At 45.1% G+C, this 23,122-nt stretch carries 19 protein-coding genes; 6 read left to right on the plus strand and 13 right to left on the minus strand.

The genetic code is table 11. The annotated features are described in order from the left end of the window. Positions 1-87 precede the first annotated feature (87 nt). The 6 genes from AC2Q9J_RS02870 to AC2Q9J_RS02895 all read left to right on the plus strand — a co-directional run bounded on the left by AC2Q9J_RS02870 (position 88) and on the right by AC2Q9J_RS02895 (position 6,018). Complete coding sequence (locus tag AC2Q9J_RS02870) at positions 88-627, plus strand: helix-turn-helix domain-containing protein (protein WP_499037006.1); 540 nt, start codon at positions 88-90, stop codon at positions 625-627. 16 nt (positions 628-643) lie between these two features. Next, on the plus strand, positions 644-1,750 hold the full coding sequence (locus tag AC2Q9J_RS02875; RefSeq protein WP_499037008.1) for an ABC transporter ATP-binding protein: 1,107 nt from the start codon (positions 644-646) through the stop codon (positions 1,748-1,750). Beyond that, positions 1,740-2,558, plus strand: a complete 819-nt coding sequence (locus AC2Q9J_RS02880; RefSeq protein WP_499037338.1) for an ABC transporter permease — start codon at positions 1,740-1,742, stop codon at positions 2,556-2,558. Before AC2Q9J_RS02875 ends, AC2Q9J_RS02880 begins: the two co-directional genes overlap by 11 nt. Next, complete coding sequence (locus tag AC2Q9J_RS02885; protein ID WP_499037010.1) at positions 2,542-3,348, plus strand: ABC transporter permease; 807 nt, start codon at positions 2,542-2,544, stop codon at positions 3,346-3,348. The genes AC2Q9J_RS02880 and AC2Q9J_RS02885 overlap by 17 nt, the downstream gene beginning before the upstream one ends. Positions 3,349-3,350: 2 nt before the next feature. After that, complete coding sequence (locus AC2Q9J_RS02890; protein ID WP_499037012.1) at positions 3,351-4,427, plus strand: ABC transporter substrate-binding protein; 1,077 nt, start codon at positions 3,351-3,353, stop codon at positions 4,425-4,427. A 364-nt stretch (positions 4,428-4,791) separates the two neighbouring features. Continuing rightward, complete coding sequence (locus tag AC2Q9J_RS02895; RefSeq protein WP_499037014.1) at positions 4,792-6,018, plus strand: MFS transporter; 1,227 nt, start codon at positions 4,792-4,794, stop codon at positions 6,016-6,018. A gap of 138 nt (positions 6,019-6,156) precedes the next feature. On the opposite strand, the gene AC2Q9J_RS02900 is transcribed toward AC2Q9J_RS02895, so the two are convergent. From AC2Q9J_RS02900 to AC2Q9J_RS02960, 13 genes are all read right to left on the minus strand, one after another. Then, complete coding sequence (locus AC2Q9J_RS02900; RefSeq protein ID WP_499037016.1) at positions 6,157-6,831, minus strand: 5'-methylthioadenosine/S-adenosylhomocysteine nucleosidase family protein; 675 nt, start codon at positions 6,829-6,831, stop codon at positions 6,157-6,159. A 179-nt stretch (positions 6,832-7,010) separates the two neighbouring features. Further along, positions 7,011-9,590, minus strand: a complete 2,580-nt coding sequence (locus AC2Q9J_RS02905) for a VWA domain-containing protein (RefSeq protein ID WP_499037017.1) — start codon at positions 9,588-9,590, stop codon at positions 7,011-7,013. Continuing rightward, positions 9,571-11,304 (minus strand): vWA domain-containing protein, encoded by a 1,734-nt coding sequence (locus AC2Q9J_RS02910; RefSeq protein ID WP_499037019.1) that lies wholly within the window; start codon positions 11,302-11,304, stop codon positions 9,571-9,573. The genes AC2Q9J_RS02905 and AC2Q9J_RS02910 overlap by 20 nt, the downstream gene beginning before the upstream one ends. Before the next feature lie 11 nt (positions 11,305-11,315). Next, a complete protein-coding gene (locus AC2Q9J_RS02915; RefSeq protein ID WP_499037021.1) occupies positions 11,316-12,176 on the minus strand; it encodes a DUF58 domain-containing protein in 861 nt (286 codons plus the stop codon). Then, the gene (locus AC2Q9J_RS02920; RefSeq protein ID WP_499037023.1) at positions 12,173-13,165 is read right to left on the minus strand and encodes an AAA family ATPase; all 993 of its coding nucleotides are present in this window, start codon (positions 13,163-13,165) and stop codon (positions 12,173-12,175) included. Before AC2Q9J_RS02920 ends, AC2Q9J_RS02915 begins: the two co-directional genes overlap by 4 nt. Before the next feature lie 18 nt (positions 13,166-13,183). After that, positions 13,184-14,608, minus strand: a complete 1,425-nt coding sequence (locus tag AC2Q9J_RS02925) for a DUF8809 domain-containing protein (protein WP_499037025.1) — start codon at positions 14,606-14,608, stop codon at positions 13,184-13,186. Between the two features lie 12 nt (positions 14,609-14,620). After that, positions 14,621-15,460, minus strand: coding sequence for an ABC transporter permease (locus tag AC2Q9J_RS02930; protein ID WP_499037027.1), 840 nt, complete (start codon positions 15,458-15,460; stop codon positions 14,621-14,623). Continuing rightward, positions 15,457-16,392: an ABC transporter ATP-binding protein gene (locus tag AC2Q9J_RS02935; RefSeq protein WP_499037029.1), complete on the minus strand. Its 936-nt coding sequence runs from the start codon at positions 16,390-16,392 to the stop codon at positions 15,457-15,459. Before AC2Q9J_RS02935 ends, AC2Q9J_RS02930 begins: the two co-directional genes overlap by 4 nt. Further along, positions 16,389-18,752, minus strand: a complete 2,364-nt coding sequence (locus tag AC2Q9J_RS02940) for a DUF8725 domain-containing protein (protein WP_499037031.1) — start codon at positions 18,750-18,752, stop codon at positions 16,389-16,391. Before AC2Q9J_RS02940 ends, AC2Q9J_RS02935 begins: the two co-directional genes overlap by 4 nt. Positions 18,753-18,851: 99 nt before the next feature. Next, positions 18,852-19,967 carry an N-acetyldiaminopimelate deacetylase gene (locus AC2Q9J_RS02945; RefSeq protein WP_499037033.1) on the minus strand — a complete coding sequence of 372 codons (1,116 nt, stop codon included), beginning with the start codon at positions 19,965-19,967 and terminating at the stop codon, positions 18,852-18,854. A 10-nt stretch (positions 19,968-19,977) separates the two neighbouring features. After that, complete coding sequence (dapD, locus tag AC2Q9J_RS02950) at positions 19,978-20,691, minus strand: 2,3,4,5-tetrahydropyridine-2,6-dicarboxylate N-acetyltransferase (protein WP_499037035.1); 714 nt, start codon at positions 20,689-20,691, stop codon at positions 19,978-19,980. Positions 20,692-20,757: 66 nt separating this feature from the next. Beyond that, on the minus strand, positions 20,758-21,618 hold the full coding sequence (ccpC, locus tag AC2Q9J_RS02955) for a transcriptional regulator CcpC (protein ID WP_499037339.1): 861 nt from the start codon (positions 21,616-21,618) through the stop codon (positions 20,758-20,760). A gap of 4 nt (positions 21,619-21,622) precedes the next feature. Further along, entirely contained in the window at positions 21,623-23,101 is a 1,479-nt protein-coding gene (locus AC2Q9J_RS02960) for an MDR family MFS transporter (protein WP_499037037.1), read from the minus strand. Positions 23,102-23,122: the final 21 nt, after the last annotated feature.

Below are 23,122 nucleotides of genomic sequence, written 5' to 3' on the forward strand. Positions count from 1 at the left end.
TGTAAGTATATTATTACTAAACTTTAAAACTTTGAAGTTTGCTGAAAATAAACTTAACAATCTGTCTCAAATAAAGGGAGGAGCCTTATGGAGATCGGTTCAAAAATTAAAAGTCTCCGTCTAAAAAACGGATTGACCCAGGAAGAGTTGGGCGAACGCACAGATTTAAGCAAAGGTTTTATATCACAGCTGGAACGGGATATGAACTCTCCGTCTATTGAAACCTTCTTTACTTTACTGGAGGTATTAGGTACCACACCAAAAGAATTTTTTGATGACGCCGAGTCGCCGCAGGTCATCTACTCTTCGAAAGACCATCGTGTGCATAAGGATGAAGAGGCCGGCTATGAAGTGGACTGGCTCATCCCCACTTCCTATAAAAAAGAAATGGAGCCCATCTACCTTACACTGTTAGAAAACGGCCAGTACAAGAAATTCGAACCCTCACAATCCGAGACTTTCATTTATGTATTGGAAGGCAAAGTACGGCTAGTGCTTGGCGAAGAAGAATATATAGCTGTCGCTGGCGATTCCATCTATTATGAAGCATCACAGCACCATCAATTAGTAAATGCCGGAAAAGGCAAATGTGAAATGATCATAAGTGCAACACATTCTTATATATAATTCAGGAGGTAATAAAATGTCCGGAGATTCAATCATCCGTTTTGAAAATGTAACACAAATATACGAAGGTGCAGGCAATGTGCTGAATGATGTCAGCTTTGAACTGCAGCGCGGAAAGTTTTATACGCTGCTTGGGCCTTCCGGCTGCGGCAAGACGACCATCCTTCGCTTGATCGCTGGATTTATCAAACCGTCTAAAGGCGATATCTATATCGAGGGTGAAATCGTCAACGACTTCCCTGCCAATGAGCGACAGGTTAATACTGTCTTCCAGGATTATGCACTGTTCCCCCATTTGAATGTTTTTGAAAATGTGGCTTTCGGCCTTCGCATCAAAAAATTGAAGAAGGCTGAAATAGAACAGCGTGTGCTGGAGGCTCTTGAATTCGTCAACCTGCATGGTTATGAAAAACGAAATATTGATGAAATGTCAGGCGGCCAACGCCAGCGCGTAGCCATAGCGCGTGCCATCGTCAATGACCCGGAAGTTATCCTTCTAGATGAGCCCCTGTCTGCCCTGGATTTGAAATTGCGGACAGAAATGCAGTATGAACTTCGCGAACTTCAGCAGCGCCTTGGTAAAACATTTGTGTTTGTTACCCATGATCAGGAAGAAGCGCTTGCGATGTCTGACGAAATTTTTGTCATGAATGCCGGTGAAATTCAGCAAAGCGGCACACCTATGGATATCTATGACGAACCGATCAACCGTTTTGTAGCTGATTTTATCGGTGAATCGAATATCGTCGATGCTGTCATGATCGATGATTACCGTGTGCGGTTCGCTAACCAGGAATTTGAATGTGTCGATAAAGGCTTGAATAAAAATGAAAAAGTGGAGATTGTTATACGACCGGAAGATTTGCACATCACCCGCCTTAATAGAGGGAAAATTACGGTGACCGTGGACAGCCAGTTATTCCGTGGTGTACATTACGAAATTGCCACAATCGACGAAGTCGGCAATGAATGGCTTGTGCACTCTACTAAAAAAGTGGAAGTAGGCTCCAAAATAGGCTTGGATTTTGAACCTGAAGCCATCCACGTTATGCGCTTGAATGAATCGGAAGAGGCTTTTGATGCCAGACTTGAAGCTTATGGAGCAACGGGCTATGAAAAATAACCGGACCAATCCTTTTTATCTGATCCCTTATTACCTATGGATTGTGTTGTTTGTCATAACACCGATCGCACTCGTCGTGTATTTTTCGTTTTTTGATATAGCCGGCAATCTGACACTCGATAATTACCGCAACTTCTTTTCCTCCGTATACCTGCGGCTGACATTGAGTTCTTTCTGGTATGCTTTTCTGATCACGTTAATTTCCCTTTTGGTGGCATACCCGACTGCTTATTGGCTGACTAAAACAAAACATAAACAATTATGGCTGCTGTTGATCATCATTCCTTCATGGATCAATCTTCTATTGAAGGCTTATGCATTCATCGGAATCTTCGGCTTGTATGGCCCTGCCAATAATTTATTGGCATCGATCGGTTCTGAACGCCTGCAGATCCTGTTTACTGATTTCAGTTTCATCTTTGTCTCGGTTTATATTTTCATCCCGTTCATGGTGCTGCCGATATTCAATTCACTCGACCGCATCAATCCGGCGTTGATTGATGCATCACGGGACCTCGGCGCTTCTTCCTGGACAACTTTTACCCGGGTCATCTTCCCGCTGGCTATCAACGGCGTTAAAGCTGGCATCCAGGTTGTCTTCATTCCTGCGCTGTCGCTGTTTGTAATTACAAGGCTTATCGCGGGCAATAAAGTCATCACACTCGGAACAGCGATTGAACAGCAATTCCTTGTGACCCAAAACTGGGGCATGGGTTCGACTATAGCTGTTTTCCTGATTCTGTTCATGATTATCATCATGATGGTCACCGGTGAAAAAGGAGGTACGATCAATGGAAAAATTAAGTAAGACAGCACGAATCTATTTGGCCATTGTCTTTATCATCCTTTATGCGCCGATTTTCTACTTGATTTTCTATTCATTCAACAGCGGCGGCACGATGTCGAGTTTCGAAGGCTTTACGCTTGAACATTACGCTGCTGTTTTCAACGATACACGTCTTATCGTCATTGTATTGAATACCGTGATTGTCGCATTGCTTTCTGCTCTGATTTCGACTGCGATCGGCGTCCTTGGCGCGATTGGCATTGTTTTCATCCGCAACCGCAAAATGCGCAATGCCGTTCTCTCATTAAATACAATTCTGATTGTCAGTCCTGACGTCATTATTGGCGCCTCGTTCCTGATCTTGTTCACAATGATCGGCATCAAGCTCGGTTTCGCTTCCGTATTGATCTCCCATATAGCCTTCAGCATCCCGATTGTCGTGATCATGGTGCTGCCAAAGCTGATGGAAATGAGCGACTCGCTGATCGATGCCGCAACTGATCTCGGGGCCTCTAAACGTGATATTTTAACTCGCGTCATTCTGCCTTATATCAAACCCGGTATTTTTGCGGGATTCTTTTTGGCGCTGACTTATTCCCTGGATGATTTCGCCGTCACTTTCTTTGTAACAGGCAACGGATTCGCCACATTATCCGTTGAAATCTATTCGATGGCACGGGCTGGCATCACACTGACCATCAACGCACTTTCCGCTTTGATCTTCCTTGTGACCCTAGGGCTTGTGCTCGGCTATTACTTCTTTAATAATCGGACCCGGCTGACCATCCGACCACCAGGAGGAGGCAACTGACCATGAAAGATCTAATACGCGCAAGTGTGGCGATCATCGTCATTTCAGCAATTTTGCTGTACGTCGTTTCCCAGTTGGAGGACACATCTTCAGCTGGAGGCGGCGGTACCATCAATGTCTATAATTGGGGCGAATATATCGACCCTGAGCTGGTAAGCCAATTTGAAGAAGAAACTGGCATCACCGTCATCTACGAAACATTCGATTCAAATGAAGCGATGATGACAAAAATCGAACAAGGCGGCACGACATATGATGTCGCTATGCCTTCAGAATACGCAATCGAAAAAATGAAGGAATCGGATTTGCTCCACCCGATTGATTTGAACAAAATCACGAATCTCGAAAATATAGACCCTTATTTCTTGGACCTTCCATTTGATCCAGGCAATGAATACTCCATCCCTTATTTCTGGGGTACAGTAGGAATCGCCTTCAACCCTTCCCTGCTCGAAGGACAAACATTCGAGAGCTGGGATGACCTATGGGATCCAACGCTTGAACAGGAAGTGATCCTGGTGGATTCCGCCCGGGAAGTTATCGGCATGGGACTGAACAGCCTCGGCTATTCACTGAACTCAACCGATATGGGCGAATTGCGGGAAGCGACTGATAAACTGAAAACATTGGGACCGAATGTCAAAGCCATCATCGGTGATGAAATCGTCGAGATGATGCGGCGCGAAGAAGCCGCCGTTGCGCTCACTTGGTCCGGTCAGGCAGCGGATATGATGTGGATCAATGAAAACATCGATTATTCCGTACCTGTAGAAGGCTCTAATTTATGGTTCGATAATATGATCATTCCGAAAACAGCTGACAATGTGGAAGGTGCCCACGAATTCATCAACTTCATGCTGGATGCAGAAGTTGCGGCACAAAATGCTGATTACGTCGGCTATTCCACTCCGAACCAGGCAGCTTTGGACTTGATGGATCCTGAAGTGACGGGGGATGAACGCTTCTATCCGACAGAAGAGATGCGCGACCGGTTGGAAGTCTACGAAAACCTCGGGCTTGAAATGCTTGGCGTCTACAATGAATTGTTTTTGGAATTTAAAATGGATATGGAAAAATAACAGAAAATGAGCTGGGCAAAAGTGTTTTGCCCGGCTCATTTTATATTTTATTGTTATTCGTATACCTTCTAAAACCTTGCTCCTGCATCGCTCCGCTAGCTTCGTCGCAAATGACACCGGCAAAAATACTTTTTGCCTGTTGATTATTCTAACTTTATCTAAGCGAATAAAAATTCTTTATTTCTTACTTATCCTCAATCCCCTGCTCCTGCATCGCTCCGCTAGCTTCGTCGCAAATGCCACCGGCAAAAATACTTTTTGCCGGTGGCATTCCCTGTTATTTTCTTTTGAAATGGGGTATAGTAACTAAGTTAATAAATCGAAATTTAGCCACACGAAGTAATAAATGAAAGAAGGACGCCCTATGGCAGTAAAGTCAAATAAATTCGCATTATATATCCTCATGTTCAATATGTTCATCGCCATGAGCGGCATCGGCCTGATCATTCCTATCATGCCAGCTTATCTGGATACATTCGGAGTCGCCGGCCAGGTGCTTGGAACTTTAATCGCCACTTTCGCCTTTGCGCAATTCTTATTCTCCCCGCTTTCCGGCCAACTGTCAGATAAATACGGAAGAAAAAAATTGATTATTTTCGGTCTTGTCGTCTTTGGTATGTCGCAGCTTGTTTTCGGTCTGGCCACCGAACTTTGGGTTCTATATCTGGCCAGATTCTTCAGCGGCTTGGGTGCAGCTTTTCTTATTCCGCCAATGATGGCATTTGTCGCTGATATCACTACTTATGAAGAACGCGGCAAAGGGATGGGACTGCTCGGTGCATCCATGTCACTCGGTTTCATGATCGGACCCGGTTTTGGTGGTTTCCTTGCGGAAGTCAGCCTGCAATTCCCATTCTATATTGCAGCACTGGTCGCTACATTAGCGGCAATCATGTCCTATATCGCTTTACCGGATGTCGCTCCAACCATCCAGCAGGCAGAGAACAAAAAAGAAAATCTCTGGCAGCAGATGAGACGTTCCGTTTATATGCCATATTTCGTCATGTTGATTGTGATGTTCATCTTTGCTTTCGGTTTATCGAATTTCCAGTCGACCATCGCATTGTATGTCGATAAAGAACACGGCTTTACGCCAAAAGAAATTTCGATTCTTATCACCGTCGGCGGTTTTGTCGGCGTCATCATCCAGACTTTCGTAATTGACCGCCTGTTCAAACGCTATGGTGAAATGAATGTGATTCTGGTGAACCTGCTCATTTCTGCGGCTGCCATGATCGGCGTCCTGTTCGTCAACACATTCTGGACCATCTTACTCGTTTCTGCTGTGTTCTTCACTGCGGCGTCTCTGCTTCGTCCGGCGATCAATACACTGATTTCCAAGCTTGCCGGTGATCAGCAAGGCTACGCGGCGGGTATGAACAACGCCTATATGAGTCTCGGCAATATGATAGGTCCTGCGTTAGCTGGTATCCTATTCGATATCAATATGATATTCCCTTATATTGTAGGGACTGCCATCCTGCTGATCTGCTTCTTCATCGCTTCCAGCTGGTCTGCAAGAAAGCAGCAGCTGTTGCAGGAAACACGTTCAGTCGCACCTGTTGGAAAAGGTGAAGTTCAAAAAAGTTAAAGTAATCAACAACAAACTCTTAGTCAGTCACAAACTAAAACGTATAAAAAGACCGGCTTTCGATAAGCCGGTCTTTTTATTATTTATTATTCTCTTTTTGCCCATCCACCATTTAGATTTTGCGATTTGTTTAAATTTCTATTTGATAAATCTATTTAGGTATTCGTCGTAGATCTTGTTCATGACTTTCGGTGTGTTTTCCAAGTAAACATTGATTTGTTCTATATTCGACTCAAATTTGTCTGTGTTTCTTTCATCTGATGGAAAGTCAGATATCCCTTTAATTATGATGCATTCAACGTCATTCTTCTTGCATATATAAGCAATTGCACCAGCTTCTGTATCAGCTATTGTAATTTCGTTTTCTTTCAGCTCTAAATAGTCCTTCCACATTACAACTGCTTTATCAGCGGTGGCAATTGTTCCGGTGTAAAAATCATTCCCATATTTTGATAAAGCAATATCAACTATAAATGATTGTTTAATAAGCGGTTCAATCTCTTTTACTGTGCAATCATATTGAACTGCACGATTGGGCACAAAAATATCTAAATTACTGAACTGATCATCTATTCCCGTACATGTTCCTGCAACGATTACTTTAGTTAATCCAAATTCAGAAATCATATACTGAGTACCGCCAACACCGTTCACTTTTCTTATGCCGCTGCTATAAAAAACAAGTTCAGCATCATTAATTGTCCTCATAAAATACTCGCCATAAGGATAACCGAATCGTTCGTTTTCTTTTACGTTAAAGTATTCCAGTGTCGCTTCATATTCCCACTTTGTCGCAATACTTATTCCTATCATATGCATATCACCTTATAATCTAATTTTTCGTTTTTGAATAACTGTACACGAGCTATATTCATATATACAGATTAGCATAAAATTCCAGATTACCTCTCAAAAACTATATTTTTGAAATAAGATGTCAACTCTCATTTTATTTCAAAGTAAAGCCTGTCCGAAATTTGGACAGGCTTTACTTACTTATTCCGTTGTTTGGCTTTCAATAATTGCTCTATGCCATCATTGCCATTGTTCTGAGGTTGCGCCGCAATTTTTTTAGGCAGTGAGGGTATCCTCAGTCCGAATCGTCGAATTGTAATATCCGCAAAAAACAGCAGCATCGCCAATAGAATCAGCGGTATTGTTATGGATTGCATGGAGGAACTGTTGTAAGGAATGTCCCTGAAAGCATCATCCAGCGAATCCAGAACCTGGCCGCCGCTTCTTTCGGCAATCGCGGTCAACAGATCCACATTTGCAGGTGCACTGCGGTATTCCTCACCATAAGGAATTGTAAGGCCGGTCCGATAAGCCGCTCCGGTTTCATTGGAAACACCGAAAAATACGAGACCAGGTTCTTCCACCATATGGACATCGATGACACCAGGCGCTACAGGCTCCGTTTGAACTTTAATCTCTTCACCTGCTTCGTTAATGACAGTTACATTTAAAATAGCTGAAGATTGGCTTGGATCTTTAATGGTATAAATCCCCTGCTCTTTGCGGGTGATGGCAAACGGTGCTTCGACAAAGGACGGCAGAATCTGGGAAACGCTTCGGTTCCAAAATGCCGGCCAATTGTTCCAGTTTTGAAATTCACCGCTCCACGCTCCACTGCTGGAAGTGAAAGCCAGTGTTTTCCCCAGACCGTAATTCCATTCAGCCAGAATCGGATCTTCCTGTTCGCTTTCCGCGGCAACTCTTGCAGTGTCTTTAGCCGTAGTCGCTATATAGCTGTTTAACTGCGGAATTCCGTCAGCGAATAAAGGGCTCCATGCGCTGTCGTAAATCACCGGATAAAAAGGTTCATCTACAATATAAGTACGAGACATCATAATGGTCTCACGTGACAGGATTGCCGGTATCGTCGAAGCGTCTGTAACATCGTAGAACCGCCCGCTGCCGCTGTCAGCCAATGATTCAAGCAAAGCCCTGTCGGCGTCCTGCCCGACGGCGACTGTCGACAGTGTGATGTTATTTTCTGCGCCTTCATCAATTAGACTGTTATAATCATTTTGCGTCGATGATTGCCCGTCCGTCAGCAAAATAATGTGCTTGCGCTGAAGATCCAGTTCTTCCAATTGACCATAAGCTTCAGCCAGCGAAGAATAGATTTCTGTTCCGCCACCGGGGGCCACTGTGAGTATATCGTCAATTGCCTGCTGGCGGTCCTCCAGTTTCTGTGTCGGAACGATTTCCCATGGTTTATCATCAAAGGCAATGACGCCGACCACATCATCTTCCCTTAGCAATTCAACTGAACGCGCAGCGGCTTCTTTGGCCAATTCCATTTTTTGGCCGGCCATACTGCCTGAGCGGTCCATCACAATCACCAAGCCAAGTGACGGCAGCTCATGTTTCCCTTTCACTTCCATTTCAACCGGCAAAAGACTTTCAATCGGCGTTTTGAAATAGCCGCCTAGCCCGAAACTCTGATCGCCCCCGACCATCATGAAGCCCATGCCGAATTCCTTAACCGCTTGCTCGATGACAGCCATAGTCTGTTCCCCGACCTGGGTGCCGGACACATTATCAAAAACAATGGCATCATATGCCAGAATCGAAGACAAGTTTTGCGGCAGTCCCGAAGGTGCCATCTCTTCTAAGTTCAGGTTTTCGTTATCCAATAAAGCCGTTACCGGGCTTGCGCCTTCACTGCTGACAATCAATATTTCCGGCGGTCCTTCAACTTCTGTAAGGCTCGTCAATTGATTGTTTTGAAGAAATCCATCTCCTTCTATTTCAATCGATGCTGCAAATTTCAGCAACCCTTCACTTTGCACCTCATATTTATGTGACAGGATATTTCTGCCTTCCTCCAAAGTCACTGGTATACGTTCGATCTCTGCATCATTGGCGGACAGGATTAGTTCCCCTTTACTCTCTTGATCAGCTTCGATTATCAGGGAGAAATCCAGCTCTTCCCCTGAAAATGCCTGGGCAGGGGTTGTGAATTCTGTTAAAGCCGCTTCATTGCCTGCAGGCGGCTCTATCGGCAATACGTCGATTGTCATCCGTTCACCATTGATACGATTCAAACTTTCCAAGGCGGATGAACGGGTTTCATTGCCATCACTCAACAGAACAAGCCTGGTGGCCAAACTTTTTTCACCGCTATTGGCTGCCAGTTCAAGCGCCTGTGCAATATTGGTATGTCCTGCTTCATTAGCCGGAACTTCGGCAGGAAGTAAACCAGGTTCAGCTGATAAAGGCATCAGCGATTGGAAATCTTCAGCAAAAGTATATACCCCGGCAGATTGGTCAGTGCCATTATCAGCCAATGCCTGATTAAGCTGTTCTTCTATACCATTTTCAGCCTGGGCCATCGATGACGAACGATCCCATAGAAAGAGGATCTGCTCTTCATCAATAGGCTGGTGGATGACCGGTGATGCAAGCGCAGCAATCAGCAGAAATACGCTCAGCAATCTGAGAATGAATGAGGTGCGGAAAAGCTTTGACGCATTCCGAAAATGTTTCCAACCCGTCAAAAATAAATAGAGCGCTGCAGGAACGAGTAATAGCAGCCAAAAAGGTTCATCCATGCGAAGTTCCACGTCGGTACACCTCCCATTCCAACAGCACAAGCAGCAGGATCAGCAAAAGAATCACGGGAATTATAGAACGCTGTGCCGTATTCTCCGTTTCCACCGGGGTTCCTGCTGTAAAGTTCTGTCCAGCTGCCAGAGTTTTTTCTTCATTGTTTAATTGAACGATGAAATTTTTGGTTTCATCGCCGCTGACTGCCCGGTAAATTCCAGGTTCTCCTGGCGCTTGAAAACTGCCTTGCCCTTCGATATAGGAAAATTGATATTCTTCGCTTTTGAAGATTTCCCATTCGTCTGACGCAGAAGTCAATGCCACTGCACGCTGTTCTTTAGGCGAGAAGGTGCCAAGATAATTTTCATTGCCCGATAATTCATTGACTGCACTCCAAAGAAATAACGGAAAAGATGGACTCAACGGCCAGTCAGTCGCCTGTATATCCGCCAGTACGATGATATCCCCGCCGGGTGACAGTTGAACGAACGGCTCTCCTCCTACCGTCGCCACTGTCTCGAAGCCATCAAATCCTGGATAGATTTGAGATATGAAAACATCTTCCATCGGCGCATACGCAAACAGCGGATGATCGGCAGTTTCGACAGCTCCTGTTGCTGCAACGGGTGACTCATCATCTCTTCCAATCAATAAAACAGGTGCTTCTCCTTCGATAAGATCGGTTTGGTTTGTAACCAACGGAATTTCAGTGAAATTATTAAGTTGTTCTGCTGCAGCGGTATTTACTTGAATGCCCAAGGATTCCACCCCCCTGGAAACAAGGCCGCGAAGCTCATTGTCAATGATGACGGTCCCAGATGACCTGTTGATATAAGCAAATGCGCGGTTGTCCAATATGTATTCATCATTTACATTCAGAGTCGCCTGCCAAATTTCCGTTTTCGGCAAGTTTTCAAATGGAATAAGCTGCTCTTCTCCTGAAGCCATCTCAATATCTTTTCGCTGTTCAAATTCACCGCCCGCCAATTCCAATGTCCCTGATACGGTTTCATCACTATCATTAATAACCTGAACAATGGCGCGGTCTTCTGTATCGCCTTCAGCCACTCCAAATTGGCGAATCGACACATTGGATGGTTTTTCGCTATTTGCATGAACAACGTAAGCCGCTCCGGTTTTATTGGAAAGAATAGTTCGGTCTACAGAATCTGTGAAAATATGGATTACAGCTGAATTATCATTTGTAAGCGTTTCAGCAAATAACAGGGTTTTATCCATTTCAGGCGATTCGTAGCTAATATCGATTGCATCGATGACACTCTTCAGCCGCCCTGTCGATTGCTCCGTTCTGGCAAGGATTTCCGGCGTACCTCCCGCATTAATGATGGTTACCGGTTTGCCTTCCGCCTTCTCGGCCATTTCTTTCATCAGCTCTTTTTTGGATTCCAGCCGATTGGGGGAACCAGCCATCATGGACGCAGAAGTATCGATGACGAAGATGAATTCCCTTCCTTCGAGACTGTCCGACTCGAAATAAGGATTAAGAAGTGCAAACACAAGCAGTAAAAGGGCTGCCAGCTGCAGATAAAAAAGTGCATGGTGCTGCAATTTTTTCAGATAGGGTGATGCCTGCATCTCCTTCATCACTTGCCGCCAATATAATATAGAAGAAACTTGCTGGTCTTTGTATTTTTTTCGGTACAGATAGTAGACGATAAGAGCAATGGGCATTACAAGCGTCCAGACCATTCCCCAGTTTGATATTCCCATTCCCCTTCACCTCACCTGATCCATTTTTGTTTAAGCAATTGGTGTGAAAAAACGTGCTGGATCCCATCTTCGATATGCACCGGCATATACTGAATTCCATATCTGCGGCATAAAGCCTGCAAGCCATCCAGGTGTTCCACCCTTTTTCGGTTGTAATCATTTATTGTTTGCGCTGACATTGTCACATTGAAGGCATCTGAACTTTCATCATCAATCAAGCGCAGATCTCCTTGGAATAAAGGCTGTCGTTCCTGTTCATCGGATAGATGCAGAAAACGGACATCTTTTGAATATTTAGAGGCTCTGCTGAAAAACCGCTGCCACTCTTCCAGCGGTTCGAGGGCATCCGATAAAATGAATAATACAGTAGAATCTTTCGATTGGTTTAAATCCGCGATTTCTGCAAATCTTTTTTCATTCGCTTCAGGCAAGGTGGCAATAAAGTGATTGAATAATTTTTGTGCGGACTTCCCTTTCCTTCTAAGCGGTGGATGCTCTCCCTGGCCAATTGAAAAAGTGAGCTTGTCATCGTTCAACAACACGATGGATCCCAGCGAAAAAGCGAGCTGTTTAACAAACAGCCATTTGCTTTTCATCGATTTAGAACCGTCAACCATGATATGTACCCGCATTTCCTGCTCATCCAGGAACCGCTTTATGTAGACCTTTTCTGTCCTTGCATAAACGTTCCAGTCAATATGGCGGACGTCATCGCCTGGATGGTATTCCCTGAAATCGGAAAAATCCATCGATGAGCCGAATCGCCGTGATCGGCTTGAACCTTTATGATGTCCTCTTATTTTTGATTTGGTGGCAATCGAATGCCGGCCGAGACTTGACACCCAGTGCTCAGGCAAATGAAGGAAATTCATCGGTTTCTTCCTCGCCCTGCAGCGTCCAGCACCTGGTCAATCAATAAATCAATGTCCGCCCCTTCAGCTTCACCTTCATAATTAAGCAATAGCCGGTGCCTCAAAACCGGTTTTGCGACATATTTTAAATCGCCGATCGAAACGTGGTAGCGTCCTTCTGTCAACGCGCGCGCCTTTGCAGTCCTGATCAAACTTTGCAGACCCCGGGGACCACTGCCATATTGCACAAAACGGATAATATCTTCAATTTCAGTCTGAAGTGGATCTGTACTCTGTATAATATCGACAGCAACCATCAGAATGTCATCAGCGATCAGAACTTCTTTAGCAAGCTGCTGGGCTGCGATCAACTCCTCTGTATCCATCTGTTTCATCAATAGGATTTGTTCCGTGCCCGTGGTTCGCCGCACAATCTGTGCCAGCTCTTCGCGTGACGGAGACGGAATTTTAATTTTGCATAGGAAACGGTCCATCTGTGCTTCCGGAAGCGGATATGTGCCTTCCATTTCTATCGGGTTCTGGGTAGCCAGCACGAAAAACGGACGCGCCATATTTTTTGTGTCTCCAAGAACAGTGACAGTTTTTTCCCCCATCGCTTCCAGCAACGCACTTTGTGTTTTCGGTGTAGCCCGGTTAATTTCGTCAGCGAGCACCATCTGACTGAAAATCGGCCCTTCACGGAAAGTGAATTGCTGCTTTCCCGCCGCATCTCTTTCTATCAAACTGGTGCCGGTAATATCAGATGGCATCAAATCCGGCGTGAACTGGATTCTTGAAAAGGACAGATCCAGCACTTCCGCTATTGTGCGGATGAGCATCGTCTTGCCCAGACCCGGCAATCCCTCTAGCAATGCGTGGCCATCGGAAAGAATAGCGTAAAGCGAAAACTCGACCGCTTCTTCCTGGCCGACGATAAAGCGGCCGATTTCTTTTCTGACCTGTTGAAGTTTCAAGCTCATTTCCGTAAATTGTTCCGCTGTCACTGTCATCATCATCCCTGCTTTCGATTATTCACCGTCAATCGATGAAAAATATTGTTCAATTATGTTTTGAAGATCAGGTGGCAATTTCATGCGATTTGCACTGGAAAAATAAGAATCGCTGTAAGATCCCACCACTTCTTTATATGGACGGCTAGTTCCGCGCTCTGCATCAACTGCTCCTTCTTCAAAGGAACCTGCTTCACCCTCCGATAATTCTCCATTGTCGACGGTTGTTTCACCACTTCCGCCAATCCTTGAAGGGATGCTCAGCATTTCCCTACTGCCCTGGCCTGCACCCGCACCCGGATTCGTTCCTTCGCCAGCACCGCTGCCTTGTCCCTGTCCTCCGCCTGAACCTTCGGCACCCTCTCCTGAAGAATTTCCATCGCCTTCACTGCCCTGACTGGAACCTTCGCGTTCTGCTTCACTGCCACCGCCTTGTTGTCCGGCAGTGTCTCCTCCGCTTGAATCTTCCGCATTTTCACTACCGGCCCCTTCAGACTGTTCTCCGTCCGTTTCGCCGCCTGATGCAGCATCTTCGCTTCCGGCTTCACCATTTGCGCCATCCGCTTCAGATCCGGAACTTTCTTCCGGCTCCCCTGAAAGATTATTTGCGGCTATTGATTGCTGCAGATCAAAGGCCACCGGTTTTCCCATTTCGCTTAGAGCTGTTTGTGTATTACCAGCTTGCTGAGCCAATTCTTGAGAAGCATTCCCAAGTTCTTCCGCTTCTTCAGTTGCCTGCTCTGTGTCTTCCTGCTCTTTCTCCCGTTGTTTTAAAGCCAGTTCTTTTTGTTTTTTCACTAATTCACGCAAAGCTTGTTCAGGTGTTTCACTTTCGTTTAATTTCTCTTCAAGCGATTCAAGCTCCTTCTTAATCTCTGGTGAATCAGCCAATTCTTTTTGCTTTTCGACCTTTTCAATCATTTCTTCCACTAACTCCTGTTCCCGCTCTTGGTCTTTTGCTTCGAGTTGTGCAGAAGCAGGGAACAATCCTGAAATCGCCACCAAAATCAGCAGACTGACAGCTGCAAGAAGCCATCTTGGTGAAAACCATTCATTTTTCTCTTTTTTGAATAATTGATAACTGAGATGGATATCCTTTTCCGTCCGTTTCGCCAAATCTTCGGCCAAACGATTGCCAACAGGTATTTGGCTCAAAGTGAGCAATTGATTATGCGGAGTGAATTGATCCAATTCACTGACCGCCTGCTGACGCCGCGGTATTTTCGAGATCTTGGCCATCACCACTGTGAGCACTGTGAGAGCGGCTGCTATATATGCATAAAATTCATAATAAGGAAAAACGGACAGCCTCGAAATGACCATGATTAATAACGCCGAAGCCAGACCGAAAAACAAAGCAATCTGCAGAATTCTTATTAAATATTGCAGTTTCAGGCGCTGATTGGCCTTTTCGATGAACAAAGTGATTTTTTGGCTGTCCATAACGCATCCTCCTTATCTGTATTTATTCATATTCACCCGCAATTTAGTTACAGACAGCCATATCGCTCCTACAAAAATCAACGTGTAGAAAATCGTATAACTGACCCATAACGGAAGCGGAATTCCCGTCATTTGAGCAATCTCATCGCTGAACCCGGGTTCAAGCAAAGTCAACAGAACCACTGCAGGGTTGATGCTTGCCCAGAAATAACTGAGCGGCGTCACGCCTGTCCCCATTGCTGCTGAGGACAGGGATACAGACAGTATCAGGAAAAACCCCGTAACGGCTGTCAGGAAAATCATCGTACTATACGTTGCAATCATTGAGACGATCGTTCTGCGCAATAACGTTGAATACATGACACCCAAAGCGCCGATGACCAACAAAGTCAAAAAGTAGAACAGAAAGATGGTGGCAATCTGACTGGGTGATACGCCTCCATATAAAAATACCATACTATAGATGGGAAGCCCGGAGACAAGAAGCAGCAGCAAGAATGCTATTGATGACAGCAGCTTGCCGAATATGATCTGGAAACTGCTTTGCGCTGTTGTCAGCAGAATGTTCAAGGTCTGCTTTTCCCGCTCGCTGCTGATGGTTCCAGCGGTAAGCCCAGGCGTAATGAATAGTATCAGCCCCAATTGGATGTAGCTCAGCATACTGAACAGCATAAAACTTTCTTCTGGACGGAAAAATCCGCTGCCTGAAATTGAACTGGTCAGGTTTATAAAACCGAAAACAAAGATTCCCATAATTAATAGATAGAAGAAAAGACCTGTAAAACTCTTCATATTCCGGAATCGTAATTTTATTTCCTTCACCATAACTGGATTGGCCAGGAGCTCCTTCATTGCGTGTCAGCTCCTTTCGTAATTTCCATGAAGACGTCTTCCAGATCCGTTTCTTCTTCTGAAAATGCTAGTATGGGCAAACCGGTGGTCATCGCTTTACGCAGCAATGCCAATTGGTCATCTTCTGTGCCCTTATACAAGAATTGAAGAAGACCTCTTTCCTGAATTTCCGTAATTTGTGAAACCAGTGGATCATTTTCAAAAAAACGGATCGCTTCAGCAAAACTGCCAGTCAATTTGACGCTTATGACTTTTTCACTTTGCAGTTTTTCCTGAATGCTCTGTACCGAACCGTGAGCGATCAACTCGCCTGAATCGATGACTCCCAGTGTGTCACACATCTCAGCCAGCTCCGGCAGGATATGAGAAGAGATCAGTATCGTTTTGCCCATCGCTTTCAGCTCTCTCAGAATCTCCCGCATTTCAACTCTTGCACGAGGATCCAATCCGGATGCCGGTTCATCAAGTATCAAAACTTTAGGGTCATGAATCAAAGCCCTGGCGAGGCAAAGCCTCTGTTTCATCCCTCTAGACAGCAGATCGACATAATCATTTCTTTTATTCGAAAGATTAACCAGTTCGAGTAATTTGGGTATCAATACGGCTCTTTGCTGGGCATCCAAACCATAGCTTGCCCCGTAGAAATCAAGGTACTCCTCTGTTTTAAGCTGATCGTAGACCCCAAAGAAATCCGGCATATAACCAATTTGTTTCCGCACTTCATGTGGGTTTTGAGAAATGCTGATGCCATTGATCCAGGCTTCTCCGGAAGTCGGCTGAAGGAGTGTCGCCAATATTGAAAAGGTGGTGGATTTTCCAGCCCCATTGGCACCGACAAAACCGAAAACTGTTCCTTCTTCAATTGTCAGGTTCAAATCTTTCAAGGCATAAAAGGAGCCATATTTTTTCGTTAATCCCTTTATTTCGATCATTGGCCAACCACTCCTTCCAGCTCGATTTTTGGGACTGTGATCTCTGAAAAACCGGTCATTTCATTTTTAGTGATGCGAATTTCAATAGTTCCATCATCCGAAATATAATTTCCGCTATTCTCCGATAAATCATTGGACCCGGCATCCAAAGGTTCGTAGTCACCCGTATCTGTCCGTAAAATTGAAAATTGCACATCTGTCGAAGCAGACTGTGTTTCAAAACGCGTCCACTCAGCATCCTGGTCAGCCAGTGCATCCGGCAATTCATATCGAACTCTATATTCTCCAGGTTCCAGCCCATAAAAATGTGGATTATTTGGATATTTTTCGACATGACCCATAGCGCTTTGCAGTTGTACATCTATCTTTAAGTTGTCAGAACTGATGGCAACTTCTCCGTCAAAGTTCATACTTGGTTCAAAACTTTGCGCAAGCAAATGGACCGCAGAAACATTCGCATCCTGGTCCTCCAATGAGATTGGTGCGATTGCTGTATCTGCGTAAGCAATCAAATAAGGAGTCGACGCGTCTCTTCCAAGATGTTCGTATGCCATTGCCAAAGCGCTTTGTTTTCTCGCCTCAATTAATTCCTCTTCACCGCCGCTGATATTTTGTGGCACCTGATATTGTGCCATCGGTGAAATTGGCTGCAGCAATTCTGACTGGACGGCTTCAGCAATCTGCTTTTCTTCATCGGGATTAAAGTCTCCCAATGAAATAAACCTCGTTCCGGTCCAGATCGCTGCGTCTTTAACAGAGAACGGGAAAGAATTCCGTATTGTCCCAGTCAGGTTCCCATCTTCCATTATCAACTGGATATCAAACTGGCCGCTGCCGCTGATATAAGATTCTCCTAGTACAGAAGCCACTGACCAATATCGCATATTTCGTACAGTCAAAGTGGAGGCGGCTGCCCCTTTTTCTAAAATCGCATTTTGATGTGTATTGTTTGATGAAAATTGATCCCCTGCTGTAGCAGTCATTGTCGTGTTGGCTGGAGCAGTGAACCGATAATCGCCGCTGCGGTTCGATAATAAAGTATTCATGTAATAGCCGTTCAGCCCGCCATCGCCATCTACCTCGAAAAATCCGGTTTGCTGGATTTGAGGATTAGCTATTCTGTCTTTGGCACCTGCGGCAAAAATACCTATTGATGCAAGCCCCGCAATTAAAGGGATTGCAAGCCAAGCATATTCCCGCTTGTCTTTTTTAATAAGAAATAGATATAGTACGGGAACAACAATAATAATATACAAAAGAATAATCAGGAACATTACCGTTTTGGAAACGGCAAAGCTTTCAAATAATTCGTTGACCATTCCGACTTCATACGACATTCTTTCTTTAATCGACTGATCCTGCTGAAAGGCAGAGGAATTCTGGTCAGCGCCAACTAACTTAACCAGCATCTCTTCGTACCCATCCTGGGAAACGACTGGCTCATCCCCAAGTGAAAATGCCGTTTGAATTATTGTTCCCGCACCTACGGTTCTTTGCACTGCTAAGATTTGCCCTTCTTCTTCAAGTATCACCAGGGCATCCGCTTCGACATCACCCTGATAAACCGGAATCGGATTCTCAAATCCAGAAACGGCTGTCTCCTCTGGCGTATTAAGCTGCATTGGCAGCAAATCAGAAAGATTCCCTGTCGCGGCCCCTAAATTGCTGTCAGCGCCTACCAGGATTTTTCCTCCCTGTTCGAGCCATGTCATAGCAGCCTCCTGCGTTTCAGCTGGAAGATCACTATAAGGGAATTCATCAATAATCAAATAATCCAGCGCATCCCAGGCAAGTGATTCAGAAGGAAGCGATTTCTCTCCTTCCATAGTAAAATGGAATACTTGTGCATTCGCACCGTTTACTGGTAAATATCCACTTAATCCACTTAACCGGTCAGCGTTTTGGGTCAATGTTGCGATAAAGGGAATCTCGGGCATGAAATAATTGGGGCGCAGCGATTTACTTCCCTGAAAATCGATGGCATCCCCTTTTTTCCAGCCGCCTTCATAAATGAAGATTGTTTGATTGGTCGTTCCGCCAGAGTAGTTGTTGTCCATCATTCCTGGCAGCGATAAATTGAATGTTTTGGTTTCTCCTGCCGCCAGCTCAAGCGGCACTGTTAATCCCGATCCAATGTTATAGCTTTCGGAATAATCAATGACCAGATCTCCCGAAAACGCAGTGCCGTTATTGGAAGCCGTAATTTGTAACGGGACACCTCTGTTATATTTCACCTTATTCTGGAACCCGGCTTCCGCGTCAATTGTTATGTCGGCTTCTGCCGATGTATGCAGCGGAGCCACAATAAACAGCAGCCAGGCTGATAAAATTATGAATGCAAATGATATTGATCTTTTCATATCGTGCCCCCTTTACTCTCTATATAATTAGTACGCTCCAACTGTAAAATAGTTCCTTTAAGAAGAAAAAAAAGTGGACAGCATTTTGCTGTCCACTTTCTATAGTCCACTGAAATAACGGTGAATGAGATCAGGCATAAGAGCCAGGATTTTTTCATCGGGATTTATTTTTGAATGGTGAAGCCCGAATTCCGAGTCGACTCCAGCCCAGAACATCAACCCAGGTATCTGCTCAGTGAAATAGCCAAAATCTTCCCCGGTCATCGCGGCATCTGCGCGGACAGCAGTGATGCCTTCGGCCGATGAGGCAAACTCCAGAAAATGTTCAGCTAATTGCGCGTTGTTATCAACTTCTCGGTAAGAAGCTCCGTAGTCTATCGAAATACGGCAATTATAACCCGTTTCAACCGCTTTACAAATGGCTTCTATGCGCTCTTTCATTTTCAGCATAGATGTATTATTTAAAGTCCTGATGGTGCCTTCCAATCGGGCATTTTCAGCGATAATATTCTGAACGGTGCCGGCTGTGAATTTGCCGACCGTCAAAACTGCCGAATCCATCGGGTTGATATTGCGGCTGACAATCGTCTGAAGCTGCATCAATAGTGATGCGCCGGCAATCGCCATATCTTCTGTTAAATGCGGAAATGCCGCATGGCCGCCTTTTCCATGCAAATCTATAAAAAGTTCTGATGTATTGGCAAATAACATTCCCGGTTTTGTCGAAACGGTACCCACGGGCAGTTCTGGAGCGATATGCATAGCGTAGATTTCATCCGGCCATAAATCCGGCCGCTCATTTTTCAGCCATTCCCTGAAAGGCAAAGCTCCGCCCGGCCCTTCTTCCGCCGGTTGAAACAGCAGCAGCACATCCTGCTTTATCGGATTTTCGATGAGCCGTTTTAGCAATCCGATCGCATTCGCCATATGGATATCGTGTCCGCAAGCATGCATAAACCCTATATGCTCTGAACTGAAAGCAAGTCCAGTATTTTCTTCGATCGGCAAGCCGTCGATGTCTGTGCGCCAGGCGATAAGCTTATTTGCATCCAGCCCGCTAACTTTTACAGCGATGCCTGTTTGCCAGTCGGTAATTTCCAATCTTTCCTGCGGCATCGAGCGTATCTGCTCGAGCAGATACTGCTGCGTTTTAAATTCTCGGAAACCGATCTCCGGTATTCTATGCAAATCTCTTCTGATTTGGATTAGGTTCATATTAGATTCCTTATAGTTGACGAAGTTCTTGCTTAATTTCCGTTTTCGAGCGAGTCTTTTCATCCATCAATTTCAATACGCGAGCTGGCGTGCCGCCCACTACTGAATTTTCAGGTACATCTTCGATAACGATTGCTCCAGCTGCGACAACTGCGCCTTGACCGATACGCACGCCTTCAAGGACTACTGCATTAGCGCCGATCATTACATTATCTTCAACAATAACTGGAGTTGCAGAAGCCGGTTCGATTACGCCTGCAAGCACTGCGCCTGCGCCGATGTGGCAATTCTTGCCGACAGTAGCACGGCCGCCCATGATAACGCCCATATCGATCATCGTACCGTCGCCGATAACCGATCCGATATTGATGACTGCGCCCATCATGATGATGCAGTTATTGCCGATTTCCACATTTTCACGTATAAATGCGCCAGGTTCGATGCGGCTGTTGATGTTTTTCAGGTCCAGCATCGGAATCGCTGAATTGCGGCGATCATTTTCTACAACGTAGTCTTCAATCGCAGCTTCGTTTTCTTTTAATGCTTTTTCGATATCTGACCATTCACCGAAAACGGTGGCATGAGCACCTTCGCCAAAAACTTTTGTAGACTCTCCGAAATTTAATGAGGCAACGCCTTCACCTTTAACATAAACTTTTACAGGTGTTGATTTCTTTGCATTCTGTATGTACGAAATAATTTCATTTGCATCCATTTGCTTCATCAATTAAAACCTCTTTCTATAGTTGATGGTGTAATTATAACGGAAACTGCAAGATAATTCATTACTCTAGTCTAATAAAGCGGCATGTTTTTGCACAATTTCAACAAAAGCGGATACCTGCCGCAATTCGAAAGCGGAATCATAGCCAATGAGCCACGTATCGCGTGTCAATTCGAGTTCTTCCGCGTTGCTAGCCAACGCGACCGTATGAACATCTTCCGTGCCGTTTAATGTTATAGAAGGAAGTATAGCGTATCCAATGCCATTGACCGCCATTTGCTTGCACGTTTCAATCTGGTCCACTGTAATCTGTCTTTTCGGATTGGATGCGAAATGCTTTTGCCACCATTGCTGGATTTCTTCATAGTAATTAGAATCGCTTTTGAATTGGATGAAAGGCCGTTCCGTTTCCAGGACCTGTTCAAGGGAATCGATTTCCTTATCGACTAAATACAAAGTATCGCGGAATAAGTGGATTTTCTTCCCTTTCCAATCGGTATGTCCACGGACAATCCCTATATGTGCTTCCCCTTCATATAAAGCTCTTGTAATTTCAGAACTCCAGCCGGTAATCAATTGGATTTTCGCCTGAGGATAAAGAGTGACGAAATCCTTCAGCACTTTCGGCAGCCAATTTTGGCCAATGATTGAAGCACAGGCTATTTTCAATGTGCCATGCACTTTTGACGTCAGCGTATGAAGCACTTCAAATATTTCTTCTTTGCGCTGAAGCATCTCATTAGCGTAATTGATGACCAATTCGCCTGCTGGTGTCGGTGTCAGTCCCTTTTGGGACCGGATGAATAATTGCTGGCCCCACTCTTTTTCAATGGATTGCAATCTTTGCGATAAAGCCGGCTGCGAAAGGAAGAGACGCTCAGATGCTTTTCTCATATTGCCTTCCTCAGCCAGAATTTTTATGATCATTTCTTCATTTGACACTTCTTCTCACTCCTTTATCTCTTGGCAGACCAAATATCAGCAACAGGCTGACAACAGCAAAAACAGCCATTAAAGCATAGACATTCTGAAGAGCCAAGGATAATCCTTCCTGCAGATACTGCAGTTCATCGGCAGGCATGTCTGCGCGGCTATCAACGGTTAACAGCGAATTAATGGAGTCCAAGCCGTAGCCTTCTTCGCTTTCTTTAAAATAATTCAGCAGCGTTGTATTAAGTACGGTGCCAAGAAGCGCCACTCCGATTGTACTGCCAAGATTCCGCATGAACATATTGGAAGCTGTAGCGACTCCCCGCTTTTCATACGTAACAGCACTTTGGATCGACACGATGAATGCGGTGCTCGTCAAACCCATGCCGATACCAATAACAAAGCTTGATAAAGCCGCCCACCATGGTCCCGCTTCCGGACGCATCAGCACAAATAAGAGAGCTCCAAGCACCAAAAATACCCCGCCGGCAAGCGAAGTCCTGAAATAACCGAATCGGATTATCAGCCTCCCCGACAAAGTGGATGCAATTGGCCAGCCGATTGACATGGCGGTCAATGTAAATCCGGCGATGGCAGCAGGCTGTTCCATTACCCCAGTGACATAGGTTGGCAAATAACTCGAAACAGAGATCAAAATAATTCCTGTAGCTAGAGATACAAGATTGGCGTAAAGAATCGTTTTATTTTTCCATATATCAAATGGCATAATCGGATCTTTAACCTTCCGCTCAACAAAAACGAATAAAGTGAAAGCTACAGCCGAGGTGGTAATAAGAATTGCCGCTGACGGAGAAAACCAGTCAAAACCGACGCCGCCTTCAACAAGGAAGTATAATAAACTGATTAAACCGATCGTCAATAAAACCGCTCCGGCGTAATCAATTGAAGGCTTGCCGGTTTTCTGCGGTTCTTTCAGAAAGAGAAGTACTCCGGCAAGCGCCAGTATGCCAAGCGGAATATTAACCCAGAATACATATTCCCAACCGACAGTCGCAACAAGAACTCCACCGATGGCTGGACCGGACACCGCAGAAATACCCCAGACACTTGAAAGGTATCCCTGTACTTTAGCCCGTTCTTCAGCAGAATAGATATCCCCCACGATTGTTGTGGCAATCGGCAATACTGCACCGGCACCCATACCCTGTATCAGCCTGTAGATGATCAACTGATCCATCGAATTGGCGAGGCCGCACATCAGGGAACCAAAAAGGAACAATATGATGCCAAAAGCGAAAATCGGTTTACGGCCAAAGATATCGGAAAGCTTTCCATAAATAAGAACGGTCACTGTATTCATCAACAGATATGCTGAAAAGACCCAGCTATATTTTGAGAACCCACCCAGATCTGCTGCAATGCTTGGCATGGCGGTTGCCACAATTGTCGCCTCTACTGCACCTACAAACATTGCCAGCATGACAGAAGCCAGTACGAGCGGTCGATTTGTCGTCTTCATAACTCTGAACCCTCACTTCAA

This window comes from Planococcus sp. RAB007_Raresut (genome assembly GCF_057369535.1).